11 protein-coding genes are annotated in these 12,278 nt (G+C 67.6%); 4 read left to right on the top strand and 7 right to left on the bottom strand.

Features of this window, described 5'->3' with window-relative positions; translation table 11 throughout:
* Positions 1-27: 27 nt before the first annotated feature.
* From AWC27_RS21995 to AWC27_RS21985, 3 genes are read left to right on the top strand one after another with little or no spacing between them, the layout of a single operon-like run.
* Positions 28-327, top strand: a complete 300-nt coding sequence (locus AWC27_RS21995) for a PE family protein (protein WP_085672429.1) — start codon at positions 28-30, stop codon at positions 325-327.
* Positions 328-341: 14 nt separating this feature from the next.
* Positions 342-1,454, top strand: a complete 1,113-nt coding sequence (locus tag AWC27_RS21990) for a PPE family protein (RefSeq protein ID WP_085672428.1) — start codon at positions 342-344, stop codon at positions 1,452-1,454.
* Between the two features lie 37 nt (positions 1,455-1,491).
* Positions 1,492-3,036: an MFS transporter gene (locus tag AWC27_RS21985; RefSeq protein WP_169726835.1), complete on the top strand. Its 1,545-nt coding sequence runs from the start codon at positions 1,492-1,494 to the stop codon at positions 3,034-3,036.
* A gap of 16 nt (positions 3,037-3,052) precedes the next feature.
* Here AWC27_RS21985 and AWC27_RS33030 read toward each other — a convergent pair whose 3' ends face one another.
* Genes AWC27_RS33030 through AWC27_RS21970 form a run of 3 tightly spaced genes read right to left on the bottom strand, consistent with a single transcriptional unit; the run spans position 3,053 to position 7,163 of the window.
* Entirely contained in the window at positions 3,053-5,173 is a 2,121-nt protein-coding gene (locus AWC27_RS33030) for an acyl-CoA dehydrogenase family protein (protein WP_139837144.1), read from the bottom strand.
* Between the two features lie 4 nt (positions 5,174-5,177).
* Complete coding sequence (locus AWC27_RS21975; protein ID WP_085672425.1) at positions 5,178-5,969, bottom strand: enoyl-CoA hydratase/isomerase family protein; 792 nt, start codon at positions 5,967-5,969, stop codon at positions 5,178-5,180.
* A 15-nt stretch (positions 5,970-5,984) separates the two neighbouring features.
* Positions 5,985-7,163 carry a CaiB/BaiF CoA transferase family protein gene (locus AWC27_RS21970; protein ID WP_085672424.1) on the bottom strand — a complete coding sequence of 393 codons (1,179 nt, stop codon included), beginning with the start codon at positions 7,161-7,163 and terminating at the stop codon, positions 5,985-5,987.
* 176 nt (positions 7,164-7,339) lie between these two features.
* Between AWC27_RS21970 and AWC27_RS21965 the strand changes: the two genes are divergently transcribed.
* Entirely contained in the window at positions 7,340-8,089 is a 750-nt protein-coding gene (locus tag AWC27_RS21965) for an IclR family transcriptional regulator (protein WP_085672423.1), read from the top strand.
* Positions 8,090-8,091: 2 nt separating this feature from the next.
* Here AWC27_RS21965 and AWC27_RS21960 read toward each other — a convergent pair whose 3' ends face one another.
* The 4 genes from AWC27_RS21960 to tsaD form a co-directional block, all read right to left on the bottom strand.
* Positions 8,092-8,850, bottom strand: a complete 759-nt coding sequence (locus AWC27_RS21960; RefSeq protein ID WP_085672422.1) for an alpha/beta hydrolase family protein — start codon at positions 8,848-8,850, stop codon at positions 8,092-8,094.
* 185 nt (positions 8,851-9,035) lie between these two features.
* A complete protein-coding gene (gene groL, locus AWC27_RS21955) occupies positions 9,036-10,673 on the bottom strand; it encodes a chaperonin GroEL (RefSeq protein ID WP_085672421.1) in 1,638 nt (545 codons plus the stop codon).
* Positions 10,674-10,750: 77 nt separating this feature from the next.
* Entirely contained in the window at positions 10,751-11,053 is a 303-nt protein-coding gene (gene groES / locus AWC27_RS21950) for a co-chaperone GroES (RefSeq protein WP_011739140.1), read from the bottom strand.
* A 165-nt stretch (positions 11,054-11,218) separates the two neighbouring features.
* Entirely contained in the window at positions 11,219-12,277 is a 1,059-nt protein-coding gene (gene tsaD, locus AWC27_RS21945) for a tRNA (adenosine(37)-N6)-threonylcarbamoyltransferase complex transferase subunit TsaD (protein ID WP_211281692.1), read from the bottom strand.
* Between the last annotated feature and the right edge of the window lies 1 nt (position 12,278).

Below are 12,278 nucleotides of genomic sequence, written 5' to 3'. Positions count from 1 at the left end.
ACAAGTCAACTCAGAGGGAGGTAACCCATGTCTTTCGTGACCACCCAGCCGCGGGCGCTGGTGGCAGCGGCGGCAGATTTGCTGGGTATCGGCTCGGCGATGACCGCGCACAACGCGGCCGCGACAGCCACCACCACCGCAATCGTGCCACCCGCCGCCGACGAGGTGTCCTCGCTCATCGCGGCTCAGTTCGCGGCGCACGCCGCCCTGTACCAGGAGGTCAGCGCCTACGCCGCGGCCATCCACGACGAGTTGGTTACCACGCTGGGCACCAGCTCCGCCTCGTATGCGGCCGCCGAGGCCGCCAACGCCGCTGCGGTCGGCTGAGCGGGAGGACAACGGTGGACTACGGAATGTTGCCGCCGGAGATCAACTCCGCGCGCATGTATGCCGGGGCCGGTGCCGGGCCACTGCTCGGCGCGGCGGCGGCCTGGGATGGGCTATCCGCCGACTTGTACTCCACCGCAGCTCAGTGCTGGTCGGCTGTCTCGGAGCTGGTCGGCGGGCCGTGGCAGGGTGCGGCATCGGTGGCGATGGCGACCGCAGCCGCTCCCTACCTGGCGTGGTTGAACGTCACGGCCGGGCAGGCCGAGGAGACCGCCAGCCAGGCCAGGGCCGCCGCGGCGGCCTACCAAGCGGCGTTTGCGATGACGGTGCCGCCACCAGAGATCGCGGCCAACCGCACCCTGTTGATGGCATTGGTAGCGACCAACTTCTTGGGCCAGAACACTCCGGCGATCGCGGCGACCGAGGCCCACTACGCCGAGATGTGGGCCCAAGACGCCGCCGTGATGTATGGCTACGCCGGCACCGCGGCCGCCGCAACCCGATTGACCCCATTCACCGCGCCGACGCAGGTCGCGCGCGCGGCCGCTCAATTGGCCGGCACCGCGGCGGCCAGCAGCACCGCGGTGAGGTTGTCACAGCTGATTATCACCGTGCCGGGTTTGCTGAAGTTGGTCAGCACCCGTCCGATAGTCACGGGCATGGTCACAGTGGAAGAAGGGCTGATGACGCCCATGGAGGTCGGCGCGGGTAGTACGTCGGCGACGATGTCCATAACGTCGGTCCTGAGGTCGTTCACGTCGGTAGGGCAGACCGCCGCCGAGGCTGTCGCGCCGTTGGCGGCAGCGACGACCAACTTCGGCCTCAAGATGCCGGGTTTGGGCAGAGGCGCGATCGCGTCGGCGAGTCTGGGTCGAGCCGGTTCGATCGGGGCGTTGTCGGTACCACATAGTTGGGGCGCCGTAGCCCCGAGCGCCAGCCACGCGGCCGCGGCGCTGCCGAACACCGGGCTGGCATCCGCACCAATGGCCGCTCCGGATGTGGCCGGCCCCATGCTGGGCGGTCTACCGCCGTTGAGCGCAGCCGGCGATGCCGGTCAAAGCAGCGCCAGCGGGGCCCGATACCGCGTTTCGCGTCGCATCGTGGTCGGCTCGCCCGCCGCCGGATAACAGGACCCTGCACATGTTACGACGGAGGAACACCCTCATGGCCGTGCTCGACACACCAACCCAGTCGGCCGAAAACAAGCTGACGTTCACCCAGTGGATGATCGTGCTTGCCATGGGTCTGGGCTTCGCCATCACCGGCGCCGACCCAGCCATTTTCTCCAGCAGCCTGGTGGCGGTGCGCGAGGGCCTTCACCTGAGCACCGCTGCCGGCGGATTCACCGCGAGTCTGGCCACGCTGACCCTGGCCGCAACCATCCTGGCCGCCGGCACGCTGGGTGACATCTACGGCAAACGCCGGATGTATCTCCTGGGCCTGGTCGGCGTGATCGTGAGCGGCCTGCTCGCCGCAGCCTCGCCCAACGCGACGATGCTGATGATCACCCGTGCATTGACCGGTATCTGCTTCGCCTTTCTGCTGGGACTTTCCCTGGCGATCATCAACGTCGTTTTCCCACCTGCGCAGCGAGGCAAGGCCATCAGCCTTTTTCTCGCGACGGCATTCTTGGCCGGCGCGCCGCTACCATTGATCGGCGACATCCTGGTTGAGTCTCTGGGGTGGCGCTGGGCCTTGGTCGTCGCCCCGGTCGCGGCATTTATCACCATCCCCCTCACGCTGAAGTTCGTGCCCGAGATATTCCGCATCCAGGGCCGCCGGATCGACTACCCCGGTATCGGCGCAGCCGGCCTCATGCTGGTCAGCCTCGTCTACGGACTGTCCCGCCTCGGTCATGGCCCTGCCGCGGCCGTGCCGCCGCTGCTGATCGGGCTGGTCGCCGGAGCCTTCTTCGTATGGTGGGAGCAACACACCGACCAGCCGGCGCTGGACCTGCGGGTTTTTCGCGCCGGCCCATTCAACGCCGCGGTCATCACCGGACTGGCTTTCAACTTCCTGCTGGCCGGACGCGTGCTGCTGCTGGGCTACTACACCACCGTGGTCCGCGGGTTTTCACCAACGGTGCTGGGCCTACTGCTGGTGCTGGCCACCGCCGTGCAAGCACCCGCAGCGGTCATGGGCGGTCGCATGATGATGCGGACTTCGGCGCGTACCACCATCTTGTGTGGTCTCGGGCTGCTCACCCTGGCCAGTGGCATGTTTGCCACCTTCGGGGTAAGCACATCGCTACCGGTGATCAGCTTGGGGGTTGTAACGCTGAGCGTCGGCGTTGCCATGGTTGAGCCCCCGCAAGCAAGCATCATGATGAGCTACGCCCCGCCAGGGCTGGAAGGCTCGGTATCGGCGGTCAAACCCGGCGCCGGCCAGTCCGCCTACTCTCTTGGCCCCACCGTGGTTTCCCTGCTGGCCACCACTTTCTACACCGCACGAGCGCGGGAGCGGCTCGCCGACGTTGGTATCTCTCCCGCTCAAGCAGCCAACGCCTTGGAGGCATCGCGCTCGAACGGCGGGGGCCATCTCGGCAGCCTCGCCACACTCAACCCGGACCTGGCGCATCGCGTCTTGGCAGAGACCCAGGAGATCATTGCCTCGGCATTGCGCACCACCAGCCTGGCTATGGCACTGGTACCGCTGGCCGCCGCGGTCGCCGTCTGGCTGCTCCTGCCGCGCAGTGCGAGCAGGACCTAGGGCCTGCAGGACCCGATCAGCCGTCTTCGGTGGTGGCGGTGATCAACTGCCAGAAATTCCGTGCGCCCGCGGCCAGCACCCTGCGGCCGACCGCGCGTGCCCACTCGTGCTCGGCGCCGTCCTCTTCCCGCCACGCCCACAGCCGCAGCGTGCTCTGGTGCAAGGGGCTGCGTTCGGTGAAGCCGACGGCACCGTGTAGCTGATGCGCGATGCGGGTGATCTCACCGACCGATGCGCTGGCTTGCGCCTTGGCACAGGCGATGACGAAGTCGGCGTCCCGCCCGGCTGCCATCGCGTTGACCGCGCAGGCGACGGCCGAGCAGACCACCGCGGCCTCGCCGATCAACTGGGCTTCCTCCTGGCGGACCGCCTGGAACCGGCTCAACGGCCGGCCGAACTGGTGCCGGGTGGCGGTGTGGTCGACGGTGAGCTCGACGCACCGCTGTACGGCACCCGCAATGAGGCATGCCTTGGCGAGGGCACTACCGGCCCGGGCTTGCTCGACCATCCGCTCGGTCAGCGGGCGAATACGCTCCACCGACACTTCGACATCGAGCAGTACCAGGCCGTCGCGCGGTTCTCCGGCTAGGTTCGTCCCCTCGTGCAGCACGCACTGCGCGCGGTCGACCAACAGCGCGACCGGACCGCGCGGGCCGCGGGCGACGACCAGGATCTGCTGGACCGCGCGGGCCCAGCCCACATCGGGCAAACTGCCGCTGACGACCACGCTGGCCGCGCCCGGGTTCGCGAAGCGAACCTTGAGCCGCGCAGCGGTGTCTAGCGCGACCGCTACCGGGCCGGCCGGGACTGCCAGTCCGATTTCGGCCAGCAGCGGTTGAGCCACCAGCAATGTCTCCGCGAAGGGTCCCGGCGCGCCGTGGTATCCGGCGTCGCGGACCAGCGCGGCGCGCGTGGCGACATCGGCCACTCCCGGCAGCAGATCGGTGTCCCACGGCGCACGGCCACCGCCGGCCCGCGCGTTCTCCAGGCCTTTGATCACCACGCCGCGCAGGATCTCGTTGGCGCCGCCGCCCAGCGTGTAAGTGGGGCTGTAACGGATGGCATAGCTGAGTACCTCGGCGAAGGAGCCGATGGTGGCATCGGCACGCGGCATCACCGGCAATATTTCCCTGGCGGTATTGACCAGCTCACGTTGAAACCGGGTACCGAGATCTTTGACCAGCGCGGCCTGCATTTCGGTGGAACCACCGGATTCCAGCGTGGCGGCAACGCCCAATGACATGTGGCGCAACGCGACAAGCCGAGCCACGAGCTGGCCGAGCCGGCGCTGCTGCTCAGCGCTGACCGGATGCGCCGAGAGCTCCCCCACCAGCGCGACCAGCAACGGGGTGGTCGCGAGCACGCGTTCGGGCCCGCTGCGCTCGAAGGCCAGCTCGGCGGTCACCTGTTGCCAGCCGCTGCCCTCTTCGCCGAGCAGCATGTCCGGTCCGCCTCGGACCCCATCCATGTGAAACTCGTTGAACCGGTGTTCCCCGGTGAGAAAGCGAATCGGCTTGGTGTGCACGCCCGGCGCTTTCAGGTCCACGATGAACTGGCTGAGCCCGTGGTGGCGGTCCTCGGCGTCCGGGTCGGTGCGGGCCAGCACGATCGCGTAGTCGTTGACGTGCGCACCGCCGGTCCACATCTTCGTTCCCGTGATCCGCCAACCGTCCCCGGTGCGTACGGCCCTGGTCTGCACGGCGGCCAGGTCGGAACCGGCGTCCTTTTCGCTCATGCCGATGGAGAAGAAGCACCGCCCCTCGGCAATGGCCGGTAGATAGCGCCGGCGCTGTTCTTCGTTGCCGTGCTTGAGAATTGAGGGGCCGGACTGCCGGTCGGCCAGCCAATGCGCGGCCACCGGGGCTCCGGCCACGACGAGCTCTTCGAGCACCACGTACCGCTTGAGCCAGCCGTCGCCATTGCCGCCGTACTCGGGAGGCAGCCACATACCGATCCACCCGCGTTGGGCCAGCCGGCGGCTGAACTCGGCGTCGCGGGCGTGCAGCCACGCGGCGGGGCGACCCAGGACCGCGCCCGCGGCGCCTTCCTCGTCGATGAATTCCCTTACCTGCCGGCGCAATTCGGCGGCCCCGCGCGGCAGTTTGGCCTCGGGCGGATCGAAGACGAAAAGCGTCATCGGGTCACCGGCCGGAGAACACAGGTGTGCGGTGTTGCCTGGCCGCGGCAATACCTTCGGCGAAGTCCTCGGTCGTCGCGGTCAGCGGCTGGGCCACCGATTCCCATGCCAGCGACGCCTCGACGGTGAACGGGCCGTTGAGCAGTCCGCTGCGGGTGAGCCGCACCGCGGCGGGGGCAGCCTCGGCAATCGCGTGTGCGGTCGACAACGCTTGATCCAGCACGTATTCCGCCGGCGACGCCGCTAACACGAGGCCGATGTCGGCGGCCTCGGCACCGTGCACGAGCCGGCCGGTGTACAGCAGCTCGCTGGCGCGTTGGGTACCGACGGCCGCCACCAGCTCGGCCATGGTCGCCATGCCCGAGTGCAACCCCAGCTTGACGAACGGGGAGCCGAGCTTGGCTTCTATTGCGCAATAACGCAATTCGCAGGCCAGGGCCAAAGCCAGCCCGCCGCCGATGGCGTGGCCGTTGATCGCGGCGATCGTCGGCACCGGCAGCTCACGCACGGATAACCAATCGCGGTAGAGCCGGGTGAGTCGGCGGCGGCTTTCCAGCAGACCGGCGGTACGAAGCTCGTCCAGTTCGGCCAGGTCTGCACCGGCACAGAATGCGTGGCCCGCGCCGGTGACCACCACCGCACGCAGGTCAAGGTCGGCTTGCAACTCCTGCACCACCGCACGCCATTGAGCGGTCATAGAGTTCGACATCGGGTTGCACCTGTCGGGATCGTTCAGAGTGAGCACTACGACGCCGTCGGTATGGCGGTCGACGCGCACAAGTTCTTCGGTAGCCATGGCAGTTGCCTTCCGTTACTCAGTGATGCCGAACTCGGCGAGGATTTCGGCGGTGTGCTCGCCGATGTGTGGGCAATGCCGTCGCAGGGTGGGCGGCGTCGCCGAATACCGCACCGGCGAACCGATTACGCGGTATGCGCCCTCGCTGGGGTGTTCGGCGATCTCGAACAGCTCGCCGTCGCGCGCGTAATCGCTGTCCGTCGCCTCGGCCAAGGTCCTGACCGGGGCCGCGGCGACGCCGCGGGTATCACAAGCCGCCTGCAACTCGTCCATCGAGTAGACCGCGGTGAGTTCCTCGACCAGGGCGTAGAGCTCGTCGACGTGCTCCGCCCGCGCCGCCCGGTCCTGGAACCGGCAATCGTGCGCCAACTCGGGACGTCCAAGGACAGCAAAGAAGTCCGACCAGTTGCGGTCCCCGTAGGGGAGCACGCACATCCAGCCGTCGCGGACCCGAAAAGCCTTGTGATATGGACTCATTGCGCGCTGATAGCCGAATTCGGCGGCCGGTGGTTCATAGGCCGCGCCGCCGATATGTTCGACGAGGTTGAACGTCAGCATGGTGTCGAGCATCGGCACTTCGACGTGCTGGCCGCGCCCAAATTTCGCGCGGTAGTACAGCGCGGCCAGGATGGACTGCGTCAGCACCAAGCCGCACACCTTGTCGGCCAGGATCGCCGGCGGTAGGTAGGGCGTACCGGCGCTCTGCTGGTTCAGCCACACCATCCCCGATGCCGCCTGCACGACGTCGTCGTAGGCCGCGCGGTTCTGCTCGGCGGTGCCGCTGCGGAAGCCGTGTGCGCTGGCGTAGACGAGCCTCGGATGTTCGGCGGTCACCTGGTCAGCAGACAATCCGAGCCGGGCCAACGAGGCAGGGCGCAGATTCGTCAGGAACACATCGGCAGCGGCCAGCATCTGCTCGAGCGCGTCGCGCCCACGTGCCGATTTCAGGTCGAGTACGACGCTGCGCTTGTTGCGGTTGAGGTTCAATCCCATCCAGCCCATGTCCTTGTGACGCCACGGCTGGTACTGGCGGGTGACGTCGCCCGTGGCGGTCTCGATCTTGATGACGTCAGCGCCGAGGTCACCGAGTAATTGACCGGCCAGCGGACCCATCACCACGCCGGCCAGCTCGATCACCCGCACTCCGGCCAGTGGGCCGGCCGCCGGCTCGTCTCGTTCTTGCGTTCGCACCATGGCTCCTGTTCGTATATACGGACACTAGATTGGATATGCGAACATATAGTTCCGCATATCCGGACATCGGTCAAGATGGACCGGGTAACATACTCCGGAATTTAGGGCCATATAGGCCGGATAGGCGGTATCGTCAAGCGTCAGGCGGTGCGACGTATATCCGGACAAGGGGACTGATGTCAGAGCCCGCAGGAGCGGTACCCGCGAAAGAACATCGCACGGTTTCGCGCGTCACGACGATCCTTGAGCGGGTGGCGGCCGGCCGTAACGGCGTCCGTCTCAGTGAACTCACCGCCGCGCTCGACGCACCGCGTTCCTCGGTGCACGACCTGGTGAAGGGCCTCGTTGCCACGGGATACCTGCAGGAAAAGGCGGGAAGCTACTCGATCGGTCCCGCAATCGGGGCGTTGCTCATGACCGCACCGCCCAGCATCGACCCGGTAGCCCGACCGGCGATGGAGGCCCTACACCGTCGCTTCGACGAGACCGTCATGCTCGCCGCGCGCGTGGGGGACTCGGTCGTCTATACCGACGCTGTGGAGTCAACCCAGTCCATCCGGTATTCCGCACCGCTACATACGCGCCGCCCGCTTTACCCCACCAGCGCGGGCAGCTGCTATCTGGCTTTTGCTTCCGAACAGGAGCGGGAGGCTTTCCTTGCCGACCGCTTCGACGACGGCGAGCAGCGCGCACTGGTCCGAACCGAACTCGAGGCGGTACGGGCCGACGGCGTGGCACTGAACCATGGCCAGACGCTGCCCGATGTTTCCGGGGTCGGCGCACCTGTCCTGATCAACGACCGCGTGGTGGGGGTGCTGTGCGTGGCCGGCCCCACCACCCGCCTCGGCGACCTACTGCCGACGATCGCAGCGGCAGTCAAAGCCGCGGCAGAGGAGGTGTCGAAGCGGCTTACCAGCCACTTCTAGGTTCACTCGTCCAGGTATGCGTCAGCCCAGGCGCCGATGATGCGACCTGCCCGATGAGCTTGGCCGCGCGCGGTGAGCAGGTGATCGGAGCCCTCGAGCGAAACGAAGCTGCGCGGGTGGCGGGCCAAGCGGAAGATGTCGGTCGCGTTTTGGATGCCGACCGTGTTGTCGGTGGGCGAATGCAGGATCAGCAGCGGCAGGCGCAAGGTCTTGATTTTGTCGTGCAGGTGGGCCGCGCGGACATCCTCGACGAATGCCTTCTTCAGGGTCAGCGTGCGACCACCGACCATCCATTCGGCACTGCCCTCGGATAGGCAGCGGTCGACCACCGCGTCGTAATGCTTCTCGACATGCCCGACGTCAATCGGCGCCGCCACGGTAACGACGGACCGCACACCTGGCGATTGCCGCGCCGCGGCCAGCACCGCGGCCCCGCCCCACGAGTGCCCAACCAGGATGTCGGCCGGTGTCCCGCGGTCGGCCATGAATTCGCATGCCTTGACGATGTCGTGGACCTTGACGGTGAACGACCCGTCACCCCAGTCTCCCGCTGATCCACCCAGACCCAACGCGTCGAAGCGCAGCATGCCGATGCCGTCAGAGGCCAGCTGTTTGCAGATTCGCGCCGCGGCCGGCGACTCTTTACCCAGGGTGAAGCCGTGCGCGAACACGCCCCAGCCGCGCACCGCCCCGGACGGCACGTCGACGATCCCGGCCAATTCTGGACCCGTCGAGCTTTGGAACGTAACGCGTTCGGCCATGGTGGAGGTTTATCACGTGGGAATGGCTCGGTGGTTTTCGATTGCGGCCCAACGCGACACATAAACCAGGCACACCACACGCCGAGATCGGTGTGCGTGGCTTATATCTCGCGTTTCTCGACGAGTGGCCTCCGAAAGCGAAACACCCCCGGCCGTCAGGCTGGGGGTGTTTCGTTCTGTGGAACCTAGTGGTGGTGATGACCGTGACTGTGGCCATGGCCATGGCCGTGGTCGTGGTCGTCTGCGTTGGCGGGTTTGTCGACCACTACCGTCTCGGTGGTCAGCACCATGCGGGCTACCGATGAGGCGTTGAGCACCGCGGACCGGGTCACCTTGACCGGGTCGACGACGCCGTCGGCCGCGAGGTCGCCGTAGTTCAGGGTGCTTGCGTTCAGCCCGTGTCCGGCGGGCAGCTCGCTGACCTTGCTGACCACCACCGCGCCGTCCAGCCCGGCATTGGCGGCGATCCAGTACAGCGGTGCGGCAAGGGCCTCGGAGAACACGTCGACACCGAGGGCCTCGTCGCCGGAGAGCTCACCACGCAGCGACTTCAGCACCTGGCGAGCCTGGATGAGCGCGGACCCGCCGCCGGCGACGGTGCCCTCTTCGACGGCCGCCTTGGCGGCCGCAACCGCATCTTCGACGCTTTCCTTGCGTTCCTTGAGCGCGGTCTCGGTGGCCGCACCGACCTTGATGACGGCTACCCCGCCGGCCAGCTTGGCCAGCCGCTCGCCCAGCTTCTCGCGATCCCACTCCGAGTCGCTGTTGTCGATCTCGGTGCGCAGCAGGTTGACCCGCGCGGTGACCGCCTCCGGAGCGCCGCCACCGTCGACGATGATGGTGTCGTCCTTGGTGACCACGACGCGCCGCGCCGAGCCCATCACCTCGAGGCCCACCTCACGCAGCACCAGACCGGCGTCGGGATTGACCACCTCGGCGCCGGTGACCGCCGCCAGATCCTGCAGGAACGCCTTGCGCCGGTCGCCGAAGTACGGCGACTTGACCGCCACCGCCTTCAGCGTCTTGCGGATGGAGTTGACCACCAGGGTCGCCAGGGCCTCGCCCTCGACGTCCTCGGCGATGATCAGCAGCGGCCGGCCCGCCTCGGCGACCTTCTCCAGCAGCGGCAGCAGGTCGGGCAGCGAGCCGATCTTGTCCTGGTGCAGCAGAATCAGCGGGTCTTCCAGCACGGCTTCCTGCGAGTCGAAGTCGGTGACGAAGTACGCCGACAGGAAACCCTTGTCGAAGCCGACGCCCTCGGTGAACTCCAGCTCAGTGCTCAGCGTCGACGACTCTTCGACGCTAACCACACCGTCGTGGCCGACCTTGCTCATCGCCTCACCGACCAGCTCACCGATTTGCTCATCGCGCGAGGAGACCGTGGCCACCTGGGCGATCGCTTCCTTGCCGGACACCGGCGTGGCCGCGGCCAGCAGCGCCTCGGAAACCGCGTCGGCGGCTTTGGCGATCCCCGCGCCGAGCGCGATCGGGTTGACCCCGGCGGCCACCAGCCGCAGCCCGCCCTTCACCAGCGCTTGCGCCAGCACGGTCGCGGTGGTGGTGCCGTCGCCGGCGACGTCGTTGGTCTTGGTGGCCACCGACTTCACCAGCTGCGCGCCGAGGTTCTCGAACGGGTCTTCCAGGTCGATCTCGCGGGCCACGGTGACGCCGTCGTTGGTCACCGTCGGCCCGCCGAAGGACTTGGCCAGCACCACGTGCCGGCCGCGCGGCCCCAGCGTCACTCGCACCGTGTCGGCGAGCTTGTCCATGCCCGCCTCCATGGCACGACGCGCGGTTTCGTCGTACTCGATAAGTTTGCTCATTAAGGATCCCCTTCAACGCGAGCCGCCCCGGAAATCACCCGCGGTTCAACACGGGGATCGCCGGGGCGGAACACGGGTTACTTGGAAACGACAGCCAGCACGTCGCGTGCCGACAGGATCAGGTATTCCTCGCCGCCGTACTTGATCTCGGTGCCGCCGTACTTGCTGTAGATGACGGTGTCACCCTCTGCAACGTCCAGCGGGATCCGCTTCTCGCCGTCCTCGTCCCACCGGCCGGGGCCGACTGCGACGACGGTGCCCTCCTGGGGCTTCTCCTTGGCGGTGTCGGGGATGACCAGACCGGACGCGGTCGTGGTCTCGGCCTCGTTGGCCTGCACGAGAATCTTGTCCTCGAGTGGCTTGATGTTCACCTTCGCCACGATTTGGAGCCTCCACTAGTTAGAGTTGGCGGTCGGTCCGGGGGCAGGCCCCGGAACCGTCCGAATTACCAGGTGATTGGCATTCTTCTCAACCCTCGCGTCGTCGTCGCGGGTGCCGGCGCAGGAGCTGTCCGATTGCCACCTAGCACTCTATACATGCGAGTGCTAGCACTCAAGGGGGGCCCGCTGCTTCCCTACAACCTGTCCCGTTACCACCGGCAAACCGGGGTCGCTGGGCACATCCAGCGGTGACGGCGGCGCCGCGGCGGCAACCAGTTGCGCGGCGAACGCCGCGATCATCGCCCCGTTATCGGTACACAACCGGGGTCTGGGTATTCGCAACGTCAGCCCCGCCGCGGCGCAGCGTTGGCTGGCCAGCTCGCGCAGCCGGGAATTGGCGGCCACTCCCCCGGCGATCAGCAGCGTGGACACGCCCAGCTCAACCGCCGCCCGGACCGCCTTCTTGGTCAGCACGTCGGCGACGGCCTCCTGGAAGCCGGCCGCGACATCGGCGGTGCGAAAGTCCGGGTGGCTCTCGACGTAGCGGGCCACAGCGGTCTTGAGGCCCGAGAAGCTGAACGCGTGCGGGTCGTCGTTGGGGCCGGTCATGCCGCGCGGGAACACGGGGATGTCCGCGGCCTCCCCGTCGCAGGTCCGGGCCAGCTCGTCGAGCACCTTGCCGCCGGGATAGCCCAGCCCCAGCAGCCGTGCCACTTTGTCGTAGGCCTCGCCGGCGGCGTCGTCGACCGTACTGCCGAGTTCGACGATCGGCTCACCCAGCGAACGCACGTGCAGGAGATGGGTGTGGCCCCCAGACACCAGCAGCGCCACGCATTCGGGTAGCGGCCCGTGCTCGTAGACGTCGGCGGCCAGGTGTCCGCCCAGGTGGTTGACGGCGTAGAAGGGCACGCCCCAGGCGGCGGCATACGCTTTGGCGGCAGCCACCCCCACGAGCAGCGCGCCGGCCAGCCCTGGGCCGATCGTGGCGGCGACGACATCGGGCCTGTTCAGGCCAGCCGTCGCTAACGCGCGACGCATCGCCGGACCCAATGCCTCCAAATGGGCGCGGGAGGCGATCTCGGGCACCACCCCGCCGAACCGCACGTGTTCGTCGACGCTGGACGCCACCTCGTCGGCCAGCAGCGTCACGCCTCCGTCGGGGTCCAGGCGCGCAATCCCGACACCTGTCTCGTCACAGGAGGTTTCGATGGCCAGGATGACCATC

Origin of the sequence: Mycobacterium szulgai (assembly GCF_002116635.1) — a bacterium.
Classification (GTDB): domain Bacteria; phylum Actinomycetota; class Actinomycetes; order Mycobacteriales; family Mycobacteriaceae; genus Mycobacterium; species Mycobacterium szulgai.
This window is presented reverse-complemented; position numbering and strand designations above follow the sequence as displayed.